At 35.7% G+C, this 18,884-nt stretch carries 16 protein-coding genes and 2 pseudogenes; 6 read left to right on the forward strand and 12 right to left on the reverse strand.

Annotated features, from left to right (window positions below):
- The first annotated feature begins 140 nt into the window (after positions 1-140).
- Complete coding sequence (locus JFU20_RS11610; protein ID WP_002167125.1) at positions 141-3,185, forward strand: efflux RND transporter permease subunit; 3,045 nt, start codon at positions 141-143, stop codon at positions 3,183-3,185.
- 49 nt (positions 3,186-3,234) lie between these two features.
- Here the strand turns inward: JFU20_RS11610 and JFU20_RS30180 are convergent.
- The 4 genes and pseudogenes from JFU20_RS30180 to JFU20_RS11625 form a co-directional block, all read right to left on the reverse strand.
- A pseudogene (locus tag JFU20_RS30180) lies at positions 3,235-3,639 on the reverse strand (P-loop nucleotide/nucleoside kinase family protein); the annotation flags it as partial.
- Between the two features lie 49 nt (positions 3,640-3,688).
- The gene (pstA, locus tag JFU20_RS11615) at positions 3,689-4,609 is read right to left on the reverse strand and encodes a phosphate ABC transporter permease PstA (protein ID WP_002010630.1); all 921 of its coding nucleotides are present in this window, start codon (positions 4,607-4,609) and stop codon (positions 3,689-3,691) included.
- 2 nt (positions 4,610-4,611) lie between these two features.
- Positions 4,612-5,502: a phosphate ABC transporter permease subunit PstC gene (pstC, locus tag JFU20_RS11620; protein WP_002090872.1), complete on the reverse strand. Its 891-nt coding sequence runs from the start codon at positions 5,500-5,502 to the stop codon at positions 4,612-4,614.
- A gap of 71 nt (positions 5,503-5,573) precedes the next feature.
- Positions 5,574-6,473, reverse strand: coding sequence for a phosphate ABC transporter substrate-binding protein PstS family protein (locus JFU20_RS11625; protein ID WP_002167124.1), 900 nt, complete (start codon positions 6,471-6,473; stop codon positions 5,574-5,576).
- Between the two features lie 509 nt (positions 6,474-6,982).
- Here JFU20_RS11625 and JFU20_RS11630 point away from each other — a divergent pair.
- Genes JFU20_RS11630 through JFU20_RS11640 form a run of 3 tightly spaced genes read left to right on the forward strand, consistent with a single transcriptional unit; the run spans position 6,983 to position 9,337 of the window.
- Positions 6,983-7,240 (forward strand): FeoA family protein, encoded by a 258-nt coding sequence (locus tag JFU20_RS11630; RefSeq protein WP_002134462.1) that lies wholly within the window; start codon positions 6,983-6,985, stop codon positions 7,238-7,240.
- Entirely contained in the window at positions 7,237-7,959 is a 723-nt protein-coding gene (locus JFU20_RS11635; RefSeq protein ID WP_002010621.1) for a FeoB small GTPase domain-containing protein, read from the forward strand. Before JFU20_RS11630 ends, JFU20_RS11635 begins: the two co-directional genes overlap by 4 nt.
- Positions 7,937-9,337, forward strand: a complete 1,401-nt coding sequence (locus JFU20_RS11640; protein ID WP_002125307.1) for a nucleoside recognition domain-containing protein — start codon at positions 7,937-7,939, stop codon at positions 9,335-9,337. Before JFU20_RS11635 ends, JFU20_RS11640 begins: the two co-directional genes overlap by 23 nt.
- 67 nt (positions 9,338-9,404) lie before the next feature.
- On the opposite strand, the gene JFU20_RS30430 is transcribed toward JFU20_RS11640, so the two are convergent.
- The 8 genes from JFU20_RS30430 to JFU20_RS11675 all read right to left on the reverse strand — a co-directional run bounded on the left by JFU20_RS30430 (position 9,405) and on the right by JFU20_RS11675 (position 17,084).
- Entirely contained in the window at positions 9,405-9,533 is a 129-nt protein-coding gene (locus tag JFU20_RS30430; protein WP_002010618.1) for a hypothetical protein, read from the reverse strand.
- A gap of 12 nt (positions 9,534-9,545) precedes the next feature.
- Positions 9,546-10,712, reverse strand: coding sequence for a Ger(x)C family spore germination protein (locus JFU20_RS11645; RefSeq protein WP_002167123.1), 1,167 nt, complete (start codon positions 10,710-10,712; stop codon positions 9,546-9,548).
- Positions 10,696-11,820, reverse strand: coding sequence for a spore germination protein GerLB (gene gerLB, locus JFU20_RS11650; RefSeq protein WP_002010615.1), 1,125 nt, complete (start codon positions 11,818-11,820; stop codon positions 10,696-10,698). Before gerLB ends, JFU20_RS11645 begins: the two co-directional genes overlap by 17 nt.
- The gene (gene gerLA / locus JFU20_RS11655) at positions 11,821-13,299 is read right to left on the reverse strand and encodes a spore germination protein GerLA (RefSeq protein ID WP_002010614.1); all 1,479 of its coding nucleotides are present in this window, start codon (positions 13,297-13,299) and stop codon (positions 11,821-11,823) included.
- Positions 13,300-13,400: 101 nt separating this feature from the next.
- On the reverse strand, positions 13,401-14,873 hold the full coding sequence (locus tag JFU20_RS11660; protein WP_002010612.1) for a sodium:solute symporter family protein: 1,473 nt from the start codon (positions 14,871-14,873) through the stop codon (positions 13,401-13,403).
- Positions 14,870-15,067, reverse strand: a complete 198-nt coding sequence (locus JFU20_RS11665) for a DUF3311 domain-containing protein (RefSeq protein ID WP_002167121.1) — start codon at positions 15,065-15,067, stop codon at positions 14,870-14,872. The genes JFU20_RS11660 and JFU20_RS11665 overlap by 4 nt, the downstream gene beginning before the upstream one ends.
- A 1-nt stretch (position 15,068) precedes the next feature.
- Positions 15,069-16,244 carry an amidohydrolase gene (locus JFU20_RS11670; protein ID WP_002167120.1) on the reverse strand — a complete coding sequence of 392 codons (1,176 nt, stop codon included), beginning with the start codon at positions 16,242-16,244 and terminating at the stop codon, positions 15,069-15,071.
- A gap of 129 nt (positions 16,245-16,373) precedes the next feature.
- The gene (locus tag JFU20_RS11675) at positions 16,374-17,084 is read right to left on the reverse strand and encodes a C39 family peptidase (protein WP_033708611.1); all 711 of its coding nucleotides are present in this window, start codon (positions 17,082-17,084) and stop codon (positions 16,374-16,376) included.
- A 407-nt stretch (positions 17,085-17,491) separates the two neighbouring features.
- Between JFU20_RS11675 and JFU20_RS11680 the strand changes: the two are divergent.
- A pseudogene (locus tag JFU20_RS11680) lies at positions 17,492-17,699 on the forward strand (amino acid permease); the annotation flags it as partial.
- A 294-nt stretch (positions 17,700-17,993) separates the two neighbouring features.
- The gene (locus JFU20_RS11685; protein ID WP_002010605.1) at positions 17,994-18,869 is read left to right on the forward strand and encodes a cytochrome aa3 quinol oxidase subunit II; all 876 of its coding nucleotides are present in this window, start codon (positions 17,994-17,996) and stop codon (positions 18,867-18,869) included.
- Positions 18,870-18,884 lie beyond the last annotated feature (15 nt).

Genomic DNA, 18,884 nt, shown 5'->3' on the forward strand with positions numbered 1-18,884 from the left:
AACAAACTTCCCCTCGAAATATTAATTTAAGATTATTGTTAGAATTTTTTTACATTTAATTAATGAAAGATATCCAATTTTTGTTATATAGTAAGAAAGTGCCCACAAAACTATAAATAAACTAATGGAGGAATTATTTTATGGATAGGTTAACAAAATTTTCATTAAAAAACCGAGCCGCTATTATTATCATGGTTTTTCTCATTTCCATACTCGGTGTTTATTCCGGCTCTAAATTACCTATGGAATTTTTACCAAGCATCGATAACCCTGCAATAACTGTTACGACATTATCTCAAGGGCTCGATGCTGAAACGATGACCAAGGACGTAACTGATCCCCTTGAAAAACAATTTCGTAATTTAGAACATATCGATGGCATCACTTCTTCCACACATGAGGGATTATCACGCATCGACATTGCATATACATCCAAGGCAAATATGAAAGACGCGGCACGCGAAGTCGAAAAAACAATTAATACGATTAAATTACCTAAAGATGTAACTAAACCTGTTGTTAGCCAATTAAACACTTCTATGATTCCACTCGCTCAAATTACCATCCAGAAGCAAAACGGATTTTCAAAAGCCGACGAAAAACAAATTGAGAAAGAAATCGTACCACAACTCGAAAGCATTGATGGTGTTGCCAATGTTATGTTTTTCGGAAAATCAACTTCCGAATTATCCATCGTACTTGATCCTAACCAACTAAAAGATAAAAACGTAACATCACAGCAAGTATTAACAGTTTTACAAGGAAAAGAAACTTCCACTCCAGCCGGAGCAATTACCGTTAATAAGGCAGAATACAATCTTCGTGTCATCGGGGATATAAAAAATGTAAATGACATAAAAAACATCACCGTTACACCTCAAGTAAAATTACAAGATGTTGCTCAAATTGAATTAAAACAACATTACGATACAATCTCGCACATAAACGGGGAAGAAGGAACAGGATTAATCATCATGAAAGAGCCGAGTAAAAATGCGGTTGCAATCGGAAAAGAGATTGATAAAAAGATTAAAGATATAAGCAAGCAATATAAAGATCAATTCTCTATTAAACTTTTAGCTTCAACTCATGAGCAAGTTGAAAATGCTGTTACTAGTATGGGAAAAGAAGTAATCCTTGGGGCAATTGCTGCAACTCTCATTATCTTAATCTTTTTACGCAACTTCCGAACAACACTCATCGCTGTCGTTAGTATTCCATTATCTATTTTATTAACACTATTTTTACTCCATCAATCTAACATCACACTTAACATTCTAACTCTTGGTGGCTTAGCCGTTGCAGTTGGACGTCTCGTCGATGATAGTATCGTTGTCATCGAGAATATTTTCCGTCGTTTACAAAAAGAATCTTTCTCTAAAGATATTATTCTCGATGCAACAAAAGAGGTCGCCGTCGCAATTACCTCTTCTACTTTAACAACAGTCGCCGTTTTTTTACCTATCGGTCTCGTATCGGGAGTAATCGGAAAACTAATGTTACCTATGGTGTTAGCAGTTGTATATTCTATACTTTCTTCTTTAATTGTGGCATTAACAGTCGTTCCACTTATGGCTTTTTTACTGCTCAAAAAAACAAAACGTCGCAATTCACATTCTTCACCGCGATATGTCGCTACATTAAAGTGGGCTCTTTCTCATAAGTTTATCATTCTACTCACTTCTTTTTTATTATTTGCAGGATCAATTGCAGCCTACATACTACTTCCGAAAGCTAACATAAAGTCTGAGGACGATACAATGCTTTCCGTTAACATGACATTTCCAGGTGATTATGATTCTGAAGCTAAAAAACAAAAAGCCTTTGATTTCGAAAAGAAACTCCTCTCTAATTCTGATGTAACAGATGTTATTTTGCGAATGGGATCTAGCGCAGAAGATGCACAATGGGGACAGACAACTCAAAACAATCTTGCAACTATATTTGTAGTCTTTAAAAAAGGATCTAATATCGACCAATATATTAAAGAATTAAAAAAGGATCATAATACTTTTGAACCAGCTGAACTTGATTATATAAAAACGAGTTACTCTGACTCTGGAGGCGGAAACAACTTACAATTTAACGTAACCGCTACTAACGAAACAAATTTAAAAAAGGCCGCTAACATCGTCGAAACAAAACTAAAAGGTATGGACGATCTCTCTAAAGTAAAAACAAATATAGAAGACTCTAAAAAAGAATGGCAAATTCATATCGATCAAACAAAAGCGGAACTACATGGTTTAACACCAGAATTAGTAGCACAACAAGTATCATTCCTTATGAAGAAATCTCCTCTTGGGGAAATCTCAATCAATAATGAAAAAACAACCATTATGATAGAACATAAAAAGGCATCCATTAACAAACAAGAAGATATTTTAAATACAAACATACTATCACCTATTAACGGACCAATTCCTTTAAAAGACATTGCAACTATTTCAGAAAAACAACTTCAAACGGAAATCTTCCATAAAGATGGGAAAGAAACGATTCAAATTACCGCAGAAGCTTCAAATGAAGATTTAAGTAAAGTAAGCGCAGAAGTAAACAAAGCTATAGCCGACTTAGATTTACCTACCGGAGCAAAAGTAAATATCGCAGGTGCTACTGAATCTATGCAAGAGAACTTCACAGATTTATTCAAAATTATGGGGATCGCAATCGGGATTGTATATTTAATTATGGTTATCACATTCGGGCAAGCACGTGCTCCTTTCGCGATTTTATTCTCTTTACCATTAGCTGCTGTCGGCGGTATTTTAGGATTAATCATTTCAAGAACACCTGTTGACGTAAATTCATTAATCGGCGCATTAATGTTAATCGGGATTGTCGTTACAAATGCTATTGTATTAATAGAAAGAGTGCAGCAAAATCGGGAAAACGGTATGGAAACAAGAGAAGCCTTACTAGAAGCAGGGTCTACTAGATTACGCCCAATTATTATGACAGCTATAACAACAATCGTCGCTATGCTACCACTCCTCTTCGGGCAATCTCAAGCAGGAAGTATGGTATCGAAAAGTCTGGCCGTCGTTGTAATCGGTGGTTTGGCAGTCTCAACCGTTCTTACATTAGTAGTCGTTCCCGTTATGTATGAACTATTAGATAAAATCGGGAGAAAAAGACGCTCCCGCAGAAAAATAAGCACTTCTACAGAAACACCTGATATTTAAACTAAAAGGCGTTATCTTCATAATTGAAGATAACGCCTTTTAGAATTCCCTACCTATCGATATAATCCAGCACTTTTTTCGTATATCGCTCTAGTGGCTTACCAGAATCTACAAGAAGATATTCATCATTTAAAAGCCTTTTACTGCCATCTAGCCACTTTTTTCAAACGCTACTCCTGATTCTACTGACTTATCTTATGTTCACGTGTTTGTAACCTACGATTAATTTCTTCTATATTATTAAGATAACATTCAATATATTTATATGTAGCCCCATACTTCCGACATAAACCTATTCCTTTTCAAGCATCCCCTCATAGAGACATGGGCTATCTAATATAACACTATGTTCTTGTTCCAACAAAAAACCTATCAGTTTCCACTCAATATCATAGGAGACTCCCCCAACAACTGTCGATTCACTCCCTCTTACCGTTAATGATTTTAATAAATGTCCGTAAAAAAACTCCCTGTTTATAAACAGAGAGTTCTTTTACGGACATTTATGCCGCTTTTACCTTCTTCGTCGTTTTACGACTTTTTTTCGCTCCTGTAAAACGCTTGTGTAATACAGATGCTACGAAACGAGAAATGATATTAAAGAGTAATACCATAATAATTAATACAGCTGCAGATTTTGTTGCAATTAACTTCGCATCTGGGATAATCCCTTCAGAGTTTAATTTCCAAATGTGAACAGCTAACGTTTCAGCTGGTCTAAATGGATTTAAAGGATGTGAGGGGCTCGAGAAGTCCGCTGCTGAATTTAAAATAGGTGATGTTAAACCCGCTGTATAAATTAACGCCGCAGCTTCACCGAATATACGGCCTGCCGCTAAAATAATACCTGTAATGATTTGCGGTAACGAAGACGGGATAATGATGCGGGCAATTGTTTGCCATTTTGTTGCACCTAGTCCAAGACTCGCCTCTTTTACATTATGAGGAACTTCAGAAATCGCATTTTCACAAACACGTGTTAAACCAGGCAAATTCAAAATAGTTAAAGCAAGAGCTCCACCCATTACTGTATATCCCCAGCCTGTCATGGTAACAAATACTAATAAGCCAAATAGTCCAACAACAATAGAAGGTAAAGACGCCATTGTTTCAATACATAAACGAACAAAACTTAAAAAACGACCTTGTTTTGCATACTCCGCTAAATATATTCCAGCCCCTAGTCCAAGAGGAATAGATATAATAAGTGTTATAACAAGCATGTAGAAAGAATTGAATAACTGTGGACCAATTCCCCCACCAGCTCTTGTATTGCTTGGTTCTCCGAATAAGAAACTAGGATCCCAAAATCCCCATCCCTTTTGCAGAATTTCGTACATTAAAAAAGCCAGCAAAGCTACAACTAAAGCTGCAACCCCATAAAAGATACCTGTCCAAACTTTATTTACCGTTCTTGCATTCATTATTATCGCTCACCTCTTTGACCAATCGCTCGAATTACTAAAATAAACAGGAATGAAATAACAAGTAAAATCATCGCTAACGTCCATAGCGCATTGTTCCAAGCTGTTCCGTTCAATGTATTCGTCATATCCATTGTCAGAATACCTGTTAACGTTGCTGTTGGACTATATATTCCTTCCGGTAATTTAATCGTGTTCCCGATTACCATTTGAACCGCTAACGCTTCACCAAAAGCACGCGCTAAGCCTAAAACTATACCTGTTAAAATTCCTTGTTTTGCAGCAGGAACAATAACTCGGCTAATCGCTTGCCATTTCGTCGATCCTAGACCGTAAGAAGCTTCCAAGTAATCAAACGGAACAGAGCGTATTGCATCAGAGGCAATACTAGCAATAGTAGGTAAAATCATAATACTCAGGACAATAATACCCGCAATTAAACTAAATCCCACTCCACCGAACGAATCCCGTAATAGAGGAACCAAGATCGTAACCCCTAATAATCCGTATACAACTGATGGAATACCAACTAATAATTCTAAAACAGGCTTTAATACTTTATTCCCAAACTTCGGCGAAATTAAATTCATGAATATAGCAAGAGCTATAGCAATTGGTGCACTAATGACAACAGCACCTAACGATACAAGCGTCGAACCAACAATAAAGATGACAGCACCATACGTACCTTGATCAGCATTTGGATTCCATTTTGTCGAAGTTAACACCTCAGAAAATGAGATACCACTTTGCGTGAAAGATTGAATTCCTTTGCCGCAAATAAACGCAATAATAGCTAATGTAATAAAAACAATAAAGATACCGCAAAACGTAACAAGTGATCTACCTATATATTCACTCTTTACGTAATTAATTTGTTTTTTCCCCTTCATCACAGGACAGACCCCACTTCATAGATTGCATTGAACAGGACTGGCCTTGCAGCCAGCCCCATAAAATTTTATTACTTATCTAATTTAGACATTGGGATGTAACCCATATCTTCTACTTGTTTTTCAAAGTCTTTACCTTTTACATAGTCGATGTAAGCCTTAGTTGCTTCCTTCGCCTCACCTTTAGTTACCATGTACTCGTAAGACCAGAATGGATATTTACCAGCAGAAATATTTTCAACTTTCGGTTCAGATCCATCAATTTTAACCGTTTGTAACGCACCTTTTTTCTCACCAACCATGTAAGACATTGCTAAGTAACTAACTGAACCTGGAGTAGAGTTAATCGCTTGCTCTACAGCACCATTAGAATCTTGTGTTGTACCAGTTCCATCATTAATCTTCGCGTCTTTCATCACTGTCTTTTCAAAAGTAGCACGTGTACCAGATGAAGCCGGTCGGTTAATTACATTGATTTTTTCATCTTTTCCGCCTACTTCTTTCCAGTTCGTTACTTTTCCAGTGAAGATATCTTGCACTTGTTTTACTGTTAAGTTATCAACTTTTACATCTTTATTTACGACAAGTGCGAATGCGATACCCGCAACTTTGTTATCTACTAATTCTTTTGCTTTTTCAGCATCTTTTATTTTATCTCCAGCTGGAACATCTGAGTTACCAATTTGTACCGCACCAGATGCTACTTGGTTGATCCCAGTTCCACTACCGCCACCTTGAACTTGAATAGAAACTTTTGAATTTTTCTCCATGAATTTCTTTCCAGCTTCCTCCGCAAGAGGTTGAAGAGCTGTAGAGCCAGCCGCTGCAATCGTACCTGATAATTCTTGTTTTGCATCGCTACCTTTAGCAGCTTCCTTATTATCCGTACTTTCTGCTTTTCCACATCCAACTAATGCACCTGCAACAACTAAAGCCGCTAAAGAAAATTTAATACCCTTTTTCATAACCATGTCTTGTACCCCCATTTGGATTATCACTTTTCGAATTCATCTTCTTTCGAACACAAATTCATTGTAGGACAACAATATTATGTGAGTGTTAAGCAATTTTTAAGTTTAAGTAAATAGAGATAACATCCCCTAAAAGCTAGACATTCCAACATTTACAGTTGAAAAAGCCAACAAAACCCACACTAAACACGTAGTATTGTAAATTTAATCTTAACAATGTAAATTCAATGTAAATATTTTTCTTTATTTTGCCCTTTAAGTTAAAGCTATATTTACAAATCCACTATATTTTTTAAATTTTACACTCTTACTTTATTTACATTAAGAAGAATTTCAGTAATATTTTTCGGTACAACTCAATAAATTGGAACAATTCTAAAAATAATTGAATATTTTTAAAGTACTAATTGACAGCATCATTAAATGTAGTCTACTATATTAGTATCAAAAAGTTTACCTAAGGAAACTTTTTAAACTTAAACTAAAAATATAGAGATGAGGTAACTTTTATGGTATCGGCTAATACAAAACCACTTTCTGAATTTAAAACAGGAGAGTTTGTACAAATTGAGAAGATACAATTAGAAGGAACTATGAAACGACGTTTATTAGATTTAGGCTTTTTTCCTGGAGCGACAATTAAAGTATTACAACGCAGCCCACTTGGAGACCCAGTCGCTTATCAAGTAAGCAACACAACTATTGCACTGCGTAGTGAAGAAAGCTCCCTTATTTTCGGGGTATTAATAGGAGATGATTTCAGATGAGTAACCATCGCATTGCGTTAGCTGGTAACCCGAATACCGGGAAAAGTACATTATTTAATACTTTAACAGGCTTAAAACAACATACTGGAAACTGGACGGGGAAAACTGTTTTAAAGGCTGAAGGGGAATATAAGCATGGCGGAAATATATATACAATAATAGATTTACCTGGAACTTACTCACTGTATTCAAATTCGGCAGATGAAGAAGTCGCACGAGATTATATTATATTTGAAAAACCAGAAGTAACTGTAGTTGTTATAGACGCAACTGCAATGGAAAGAAATTTAAATTTAGCACTCCAAGTGATGGAAATGACAAACGATGTGGTCATTTGTATTAACTTAATTGATGAAGCGGAGAAAAAAGGAATCATTATTGACGAAAAGAAATTAGCAAAATCACTCGGTGTACCTGTAGTGAAGATTTCTGCTCGCAATCGAGTAGGCATTGGTCATTTGCTAAATGTCATCGCTAAAGTAGCAAATAAAAAACTAATTCCAACACCAATTAAAATTACTTATAACGATAAAATCGAAAATATGATTCAGGAATTAGAACCACAAATTTATAAAGTATTCGGTGATACGTATCCAGCACGTTGGATTGCATTACGTATATTAGATGGAGATAAGAATTTCTTAACTACACTTCAAAAACACCATAACGAACCACTTGTAAGGGAGGTTATAATCAATGGAATCTCACTCAGCCAGTAAAGCTCTTCCACTGGACTATATTGTTCAACATGCACAAACACTTTCAAAAGAAGATATACGAGATGATATTGTCGGAGATATTTATCGAACCTCCGCAAGTATATGTAAAGAAGCTGTTCAATATACAAATACCGATAAATTGTATCGTTCTGAAAAACTAGATAAAATTTTCACATCTCCAATCTGGGGATTCCCAATTATGCTCGGTATTTTATCTATTATTTTTTATCTTACAATTGCAGGCGCTAACGTACCTTCTGATATGATCGCTAAGTTCTTTGGCTGGGTAGAAGGATATTTAACATCTTGGTTCCAAGCAATGCATGCACCAGAATGGCTACATGGCATTTTAATACTTGGTTTATTCCGCGGTATCGGTGCTGTTATTAGCGTTATGTTACCACCTATGGCAATCTTTTTCCCTATGTTCGCGCTATTAGAAAACTACGGATATTTACCACGTGTCGCATTTAACATGGACCGCTTATTCAAACGATCTGGTGCACATGGCAAGCAATCTTTAACAATGGCAATGGGATTCGGTTGTAATGCAGCTGCCATCATGTCAACACGTATTATTGAATCACCACGTGAACGTATGCTTGCAATCTTAACAAACAACTTCGTTCCTTGTAACGGTCGCTGGCCTATGTTAATTTTAATGGCTTCATTATTTATGGCTGCTGGTTATACAGGTAGTATGCAAACACTTGTTACTGCTGGCGTTGTAGTTGGAATGGTTGTAATTGGTGTCATTATGACATTAACCGTTTCTTGGGTACTATCAAAAACAGCTTTAAAAGGTGTTCCGACTCACTACACACTTGAGTTACCACCGTACCGTAAGCCAAAAGTTTGGAATACAATTGTACGCGCAACACTCGATAAATCAATATATGTTTTAAAACGAGCTGTAGTTGTAGCTGCCCCTGCAGCTGCATTAACTTGGTTACTTGCTAATATTTTCATCGGTGACACAAGCTTACTTATGTATTTTGTAAACTTCCTAGATCCATTTGCTAAAATGTTAGGACTTGACGGATTTATTCTAGCAGCGTTTATTCTTGGACTACCAGCTAATGAAATTGTTATTCCGATTTTATTAATGTCTTACTTATCAACTGGTGCTTTAACTGAAATAGATGATTTTAATCAAATTAAAAATCTATTCTTAGAACACGGTTGGACTTGGTTAACCGCGTTAAACACAATGTTGTTCTCTCTTCTTCATTTCCCATGTGGAACAACACTAGTTAACATATATAAAGAAACAAAAAGTGCAAAATGGACATTCTTATCGTTCGCAATCCCTACTGTTATCGCAATTGTTGTTACATTCCTCTCTACACAATTGGTACATTGGTTAGGACTTGTATAAAAAACAAAGCATACATAGAAGGTATCCCCCTTCACCATATGCTTTGTGCATAAAAGAAACCTGAAACTCATTCAGGTTTCTTTTTATCTTTCCACGGCTGAGCTCCATACGTTGTGATTTTTTTATGAATAAAATATATGGTCCCTGGAAGAACCGCCATTAATATCGTGCAACTAATTCCTAATCCAGTAAACAAATTTAATCACCCTTATTTCACTCTCTTCGGTAAAGCCGAACCCGAATGTTCAATTGTTGGATGAACATGAACAGTAATTTCAGCATTACTAAAATAATTTTCACCTTGATCCCAATTCTTATCTATCTTCTTCCATTCTTTATAATTATGCCGCTTATATACTTCTCCTAACGCTAATACATCTACCTTATATTTTTTTTGAACAAGCTTAATCGATTTTTGGATTCGCTTCTCCATTTCCTCCGCAATGGTTTTCTTTAATCGCTTTTCATTCATAATTTGTTTATGATCACTAAAATGCAACTCTGCTAAGGTCCCTTCCAAAGATAAATGGATATCAAACTTCGGTTTTGTAGCATTTTCCGTAGATACTTTAATCTTTCGGTGCATCTTATGAATTTCGTATGTAACAAGCTGACCTTGTTTACGGATAGTATAGAACCCTCCAATTTTTTTACCTATTACATAATTCATTCCTAATGTTTCTTCTCCATTCAAACTGCCTACACACTTATTATCTTTTCCACGAAACAACGCTGCCCCGTTCATTTGTACCCCCTGCTTTGTTAGTTCGAGAATAGGTAATACGAAACTTTGGTTAGTAATCATTTTTTGCTGTACCTCACCAATTCTTGCAGCTTCAATCATTTGAGCATTTTTCGGAGGATGCTCAGCTAACATATCAATATACTGTGCCGGTAAGTTCTCAGGCTTGGCACTCTGCTTTAAAATAGCTTCTGCATTTTTCTTAGAAACGAACAAACGAATATTTCTTCTCATCTCGTGATCACGAATATATACATCTAACGTATTTTGTAAAACATATGGATTCGCTAGTAAATCTTTAGAAAAAATTATCACTTGTATATGCGGAAAGAATAATGAGCGACTAATTTTTTTAGCGATAATTCGTATTTGCTCAAAGACACTATCTGCTTTCGCACTAACATTAATATAATTTTCACTATCTCCACCACCTTGGCCACCTTGTTGCGCTAACTTACTGGGAAGTACCATCTGATACGTCCCTTTCATAATTGGATTTGATTTCTTTGCCTTCACAACATCGTAAGCTGCGCCTACTACAAATCCTCTTTCTTCTATTTCTTCTAGCTCAGAGCACCCACTTATAGATCCAGCTAAAACCATAACCATTATAATTTTAAGAAGGTGTTTCATTTCTACCATTCCTTCTTTTTATTTTATATACAATAAAAACTAACAAAGGCGCTAGCACGACAAACCCCATATCTATCCAAGCTAAATAAGTCCCATAACTTGACAAAGTATTCAAATTACTAGGTATCATATTCGCCATAAAAATAATCGGGGCACTTACAAAAATGAAAATATGTTTCTTCACTTTCGGAAACATAGCACAAAATAATAAAGATGCGACGTCATAATACATTGCTGTAGTGTTATAAATAGTAATAATCCAAGTAGTAAAAAAAATGGCATCAAATCTTTCTAAAAAACCTCCACCAATTTCAATTTCTTTACCCAATTCAATTGTTGGATACGTCAATCCACGGGTTGTCATATACGTAAAAACGCTAATACAAGTTACATAAATTAAAATGTATGACAGCACATTTACCATCACTGCTTTTGCAACTGCCATTGGCGCTTTTTTCGCTGTCTTATCGTTCAACATCACAGCATAAAACAGAGCTACCTCAAATCCAATAAATGTGAAAATAGAATTTTTAACTCCTACAGCATATTGACTTGCGTTCGTTTGAAAAGCCGGTAGTAAATTGTTTATTTCCATTAAATTCACATTCAATAAAGAAAGCAACACTATCGCAATGAACACGATAGGTAAAAATAGAACATTTAACCTTACTAAAGCCGCTCTCGATCCTGCTACTCCATAAATAACAACTAATAAGAAGAAGAAAGAGAGTAGCTGTATTGGTGTATCACTAAATAAATATGTTTGTGAAATAATTGCAATCATTCGCGATTCATATGCTGTCAAAGCAGCAAATGTTAATACTAAAATGCTACTAATTGTGTATGCAACAGGCTTCGTCAAATGTGCACTTGTATATTGAACAAAGTTTTGTTTTGGGAATAAAATAGCTACCCTCGTTACAAACCAACCTAAAACCGCACATATCAATCCACCCAAAAGTAAAATAATCCAACCGTCCGAAAATAAAGTTTGCGTAGCAATATCTCGCGGCATAGATAATGCACCTATACCGATAATTGTTGACGATACCGCAAAACCAAGTTCCCGAGATCCAATTTCTTCATCCCCATATTCAAATGGCTTCAATTACTCTCGCTCCTTTGGACGTAATGTAGAGTCTTTCGTTTGTAAATATTCTGGTCTCTCTTTTAACATTGATTTTGGTAAGCGAACCAATTCTTCTTCCCAATCTTTATAAAAAGCAGGAGCAATAGGTGTTGTATACGGAACCCCAACACTCTTTAAATTTGTAATATGAACCGCAAGTGCAATAAGAGCTAAAATTATTCCGTACAACCCAAAAGCAGTTGCAGCTAACACGAAGACGAAAAGTAAAATCCGAAACGTAATCGTAATGCTATATACAGGAAGTGAAAATGTAGCAATTGCCGTAACCGCAATAATAATTACTAAAAACGGATTTACAATCCCCGCATTTACTGCCGCTTCTCCAATTACAAGACCACCTACGATACCAATTGTTTGCCCCATCGGTTTCGGAAGCCTAATCCCGGCTTCTCGTATTAATTCCATCGTTAATGCCATCATTAGGGTTTCAATATAAGCAGGAAATGGCACCCCTTCTCTCGCTCCCGCAATAGAATAAGCTAATTTAGAGGGAATAAGCCCTTGATGATACGAAACAAGCGCTACATATGTGGCAGGTAGTAAAACAGCAGCAATACCTGATCCCATACGCAAAATTCTTAATAACGTACCAATTACCCAGCGCTCATAATGATCTTCTACAGATTGAAAAATATCAACAAACACTAGTGGAGCGATAAGAGCAAATGGTGATCCGTCCACTAAAATGGCCGCTTTTCCTTTCGCTAGTGCAGCCACTATATTATCAGGTCTTTCTGTATTCAAAAATTGCGGGAATGGTGATAAATTATTGTCTTGAATTAATTGCTCAATCGTTCCTGTCTCAAGAATAACGTCTGTCACTATTGATTGAAGCCGTCGATCTAATTCGTCTACAATATAAGGGTTAATAATATCCTCTATATAGACTAAAGTTACTTCTTTTTGCGATCGCTTCCCCATAATATAGGATTGAAACCTTAACTTCGGATCACGTAAGCTGCGGCGAATTAACATCTTATTTACGTTAATATCTTCATTCAATCCAATTCTTGGTCCACGTATTAAATCTTCTGTTACTGGAGATTCTAGACTTCTTTTTTCCCATGCTCGGCTATTAATGACAATAGCGGTTTGAATATTATCAATTAATATAACTGTGTCTCCTGCTAAAATCGCATTTATAATGTCTGGAAACGTTGTCTTCATACCGACTTCTGCAATAGAAATAAAACGATCCAATAATGTTTGAACCACAGCTGTTTCATTTGGTATTTCTTCATATTGAAGTGTACGAACTACGTATTTATAAACATTATCCTTATCTGTCAATCCACATAAAAAAACAACCGCACAACGTGTAATGCTACCAGCAAGAGCAACTTCTCTAATTGTTAAATCATTAGGTGAACCTAACTCATCTCTAATTTCCTTCATAACTTCAAACAAGTTACCTTTTAGCTCTAACAATTTCCCCACCTAACTTCCTTTTCAACAAGTTTTTAGTTAGATTCCGCTAATAGAAGAAAATATATACAAAAAAGAGCTATCTCTTTTCGAAGATAGCTCTAACACGCGGGTTACTTTTCTACTATTATATTGTCTGTCTTTATAGATACACTTTTCGTAAATTCACTAACTATAAACATCACAATAATATTAATTAACAATGCGACTATACCTACATTCAAATCTTTTATATATTGCGGGAAACCCGGAAACATTGTAGCTATAGTAGAACCAGATAAGGTGATATATGCAACAACTAACAGCCCAATCCCCATCCCTGCAATCGCTCCTTGCTTCGTAATAATTTGCCGAGGAAACAAACTACATACAAGCGCAGGGAAAAGTTGTGTCACTATACTGTATCCCATTAAAAGAAGTGCCCCTATTGTTTCTCCTCCTTTAAATGTAAACAATACTGCTACGAGCGTTACTACAGGCACAAATAATTTTGCAGCTTTAGCAACTTGTCTATCTGAAGCAGATGGCACCATTGTTCGATAAATATTTTTTGCCAATAGTGTGGAAGCGGCCATAACAAGCATGGAACCTGGAACTAACGCCGTTAATACCCCCGCACTACCAATAATCCCAATAAACCAAGGATCAAAAGTTTGAAGAGCAAGACGGAATAACGAAAGGTCTACATCCGCTCCCTTTAATCCTGGAACTTGTAATATAGCAGCAAACCCTGCAAAGAATACGAAAAGCAAAACTAAAGAATACAGTGGCATGATTGCCGCATTTTTACGAAATACTTTTTCATTTTTTGCAGAGAAAGCAGAGGCAAATGTATGAGGCCACATGTAGAAACCGAGGGCCGTTAATATAATAGTAGAAACAAACCAAGAAATACTCATTCCTTCTTCAGGTAAAGATAAAAACCCTGGTTTCGCAGCTTCTACAGCTTCGAACATCGGCTGAAATCCTCCATAATAATGATACGGTAAATATATACCTAAAAACATAACGATGAATAGTATCATAATATCCTTCAAAGCAGCTGTCCAAGCCGAACCATGTATACCTGAAACCATTACATATATAGTTATAACAATAGCACCAATCCAAACTGCAACAACCGGTGATACTCTGCCATAAGATGCCTCCGAAACGATAATTCCTAATCCCTTTAGCTGCAAAACAAGATATGGAATGATAGAAACAACACCAATAATTGAAACGATTATTCCAAGTGCCTTACTCTTATATTTCTTCGCAAAAAAATCCGACTGTGAAACAAGGTTATGCTCTTTCGCATACTTCCAAACTGGCGGCAATAAAAAATACGATAAAATATAAGCTAGTGCTCCATATCCTAAAATATAAAAAGTAGGAGCTCCTTTACTATACGCCCAGCCACTTCCTCCTAAAAATGTAAATGTCGTATAAATTTCTCCTGCCATAAGGAGAAATACGAAAATGGTCCCAAACCCTCTTCCCCCAACTGACCATTGCTCTAAATTCATATCTTTTCCATGTTGTGCCCGAATCCCTAAAAATAGTGCTAGAAATAAAAATAAAATAATGATAAGTAATGCTGTCATTTTACATCCCCCTTATTAGCAGGATCGAATACGTACACAAGACCCATACAAAGAGACGTAATGAGCACTGATAATAGTACCCAAAATAATAAAAATGGCATCCCCCATACGTAAGGAGTGACCGAATTTGCAAATATTGGTCCAACTACTAAACAAAGAACTGGAATAAGTGCTAGCACGTGTATTTTTTTCATCTCATTCTCCTTTACTTATAAAATTCATAATAGATGATACAAAGACTTCCACTCCAATTGGTAATGCGTCTTCGTCAATTGTAAAACGAGGGTGATGATGCGGATATATAATTCCCTTCTCTTCATTTCCTGCCCCTATAAAAAAGAACGTCCCTGGTGCCTTTTGTAAAAATGCTGAAAAATCTTCCCCTGCCATCGTTGGCTGTAAACGAACAACTCTTTCTCTTCCATACAGCTGTAATGCTGTATGTTCAATAAGCTCTGTAACTTCATAATCGTTCACAACTGGGCGATATCCATATTCATAAGAAAATGTATACTTAGCACCGTAGGATTCTGTAATATGTTTTACAATCCTTTCAAGCTTCTTCTTTGTTTCTTCTCTTAATTCATGCCTTAAACTTCTCACTGTCCCTTCAATCTCCGCTTGTTCCGGGATAACATTATGAGTTGTCCCAGAATGAAATTGCGTAACAGATACTACGAGAGAATCTAACGGATTCGTGAGGCGAGATACAATTTGCTGAATTTGCGAAACTACTTGCGCACCAATGGCGATACTATCAACTGTTTCATGCGGAATTCCAGCATGCCCACCTTTTCCCTCTATCGTAATTTTAAAAACGTCCGGCGCCGCCATCGCAGGACCATAAATTACACCCACTTTTCCAACCTCCAATGACGCCCAAAGATGAGCACCAATAATGTAATCCACACCTGTCATCACTCCCGCTGCGACCATTTCCTCTGCACCGCCCGGAAAGTTTTCTTCTGCATGTTGAAATAAAAAGCGAATCTCTCCTTTAACTTTCTCTCTTTCCTCTACCAACTTATGTACTACACCAAGCAATATTGCCATGTGACCATCGTGACCACACGCATGCATCACACCTGGATATATAGAAATAAAATCAAACTTATTTTCTTCATGAATAGGAAGAGCATCCATATCAGCACGAACCGCGATAGTTTTACCAGGCTGCCTACCAATTAACCTTGCCATTACACTATATTTAGTAGGCCTTGAGACTTCTAAATACGGGATTTCCCGAAGTATGTCGAATACAAATTGAGATGTTTTTTCCTCTTGAAAAGATAACTCTGGATACTTATGAAAATGCCTTCTCCACTCAATCAACTGATTCTTTGATAAAACAAGTTCCTTTGCGACATCCATTTCTCTTCTCCCCTTCTTTACCAAGTTAAATGTTATTATAGCGTGAATTGTTAACTTCTGAAAGAATTTTCAGAATTTTCTATAACGAATATTCAAAAAGAAAAAGCCATCTCAAGATGACTTTTCATTTTATAAAATAGTAATTGCTTGTTTCCCCATTTGCTCCCATGCCTTTTCAAATTCAGCACGAGGAACAGCTTTTCGTGGATTGTTTGCAAGAGGATCATTTACGTATACAAAGTTTTGATCATATCCAATTACTACAACACTATGCTCATAATATGTAATTTTCACTTCACCTGAACTCGTATTCCATGTTTCAAAACTACTTTCGGCTAATGGTTTAAACGTTGTATTAATAATTACCCATACTGGAGAACCAGAACTAATTACTTTATATAGATCTTGCACGTCTCTACCCGTTAAATTAATTACTTTTTCAGGAACATACTTTTCTGCTAAATTAAAAATCGGTTGATTATATACACCGTATCCCGGCTCAGCTTTCGTGTAAATATTTCCAACGAATCCCTCATACGGATTTCCATGCAAACCATCTTGTTTAAATGGAACGCGATGAATTTCACTAGCAAGTTGCATCTTATCTACTTGTACACCTTTATGTTGTAGTAGCATAGTTAAACTTGTCACTTCACAACCTCTAGGTAATTCAGGTAACTGTCTAATAAACGGAACCTCTGTAATCATTGCACTTTCTTTCATCTCAGAGAAAAGGTCTAACCGAAATTCTTGTGCCTTTTTCATAATTTTATCTTTCTCGAAAAAGAACACGACAGCAAATATAATACCGAAAATAAAAATATATTTTAACTTTTTCATCATAAACCAAACTCCATTATATCAATTATTTTAAAGGCACAACTCCTATCATTGTACCTTTCTTCTTACTAGTTTGCTAGAAAGATTCTGTGAATTATTATTCACAAATACCTTTTTAAAATTCCGATTGTTTGAAATAGAAAGAAAAAATATATTTTTTCGGAATTTTTTACTAAAAAACAAAATTATTAACCTAGTGAAAGAATCACATTTCCTTCACTAGGTTAATAAACATTCTAAGGTATTTAGTCATAGTTAGTTTTTCCTTTACATACTCAGTTCACAACAAAATAAACCAAGTATGTTTTTCACCCCCACTAATGATTAAAAGCACCGAATAAAATCTAGTTAAAACATACAAAAAAATATGGGGGGAGGGACATATGAATCAACAAGTAGAACAAGCAGAATTAAAATACCGCACACCACTTTATCCAATAGTTCCAATCGTAGCTTTCTCACTCAATTTCCTTACATTTGTTAGTTTAGCTTTCATTCCAGATCAGAGAATTGCTCTTTATTGCTGGGTTCCATTTATGATCATTTGTTACATTTTATACCGAGTTAAAGTTTCGGAAAGTTGTCACATTTGAGCAAAAAAGAAATATAACTTAGGTAATAAACTGAATATATTAAAAATTCAGTATTTTTCCTTATGATAAGATAATTTTTTTCTATTTATTGGGTATGTTGGTATAACTTTATTTATCTTAAAATTCCCACAATCACGTTTTTATCTGGAAAATAGTTTACAATGTTATCAAGTTACAAATGATATTCACCTTAAAAAGCGTGCATTTGTGTCTATTTTTTAACAATATAACAAAAACTATTGCCATCTATAAATTAATAGGTTTATATTGTTTTATTGGCATAGTTTCAATCCAAGGAGAAAGGAGATTTTCAATCGTGCAACTAAAGAAAGCATTTTGGAAGTTGGCTTCGCTTCTTCCGTTATCATTACTTCTGTTCCTCGGTGGCTGTGATAAAAAACTCGCAGTATTAAATCCGCAAGGACCTGTTGCAAAAGCACAGTATGATTTAATTGTTTGGTCATTCTTGCTTATGTCATTAATTATCGCAATTGTATTCATCTTGTTTACAGTCATCTTGATTCGTTATCGTGAAAAACCAGAGAATATGGACTATGAGCCACCTGATCAACATGGTAACACATTATTAGAAATCATTTGGACAATTATTCCTGTTATTATCGTTATCGCATTATCGATTCCAACAGTTAAAGCAACTTATGCTTCGGAAGAGGTTCCGCAAGAGTCCAAACATATTAAACCAGTTGAAATTTATGTTACATCTGCAAACTGGAAATGGTTATTTAGTTACCCGGAGGAAAAAATTGAAACCGTTAACTATTTAAACATCCCAGCTGGTGTACCAATTCAATTTAAACTGACTTCTGTAGGTCCAATGAATGCTTTCTGGGTACCAGAACTTGGTGGTATGAAGTATACAATGGATGGCATGATCATGGACTTATATTTACAAGCTGACAAACCAGGTTCTTACCTAGGTCGTAGCTCGAACTTCTCTGGTGAAGGATTTACTCACATGGAATTCGAAGTTGAAGCAAAAACTAAAGAGAAATATGATAAGTGGGTAAAAGAAGTACAAGAAACTGCCCCTAAATTATCAGAAAAGAAATATAACGAAATTATTAAACCTGGTGTAGTGGGGCGTATGACGTTCTCTAGTCACCACTTAAGTTATGTAGATCCAAAATCACTTGAATATTGTGATTACAACTACTACAAAAACAAAAAATAATAGCTATTATTCCAA

The sequence above is a fragment of the Bacillus sp. TH30 genome (assembly GCF_016650875.1).
Lineage (GTDB): Bacteria > Bacillota > Bacilli > Bacillales > Bacillaceae_G > Bacillus_A > Bacillus_A mycoides.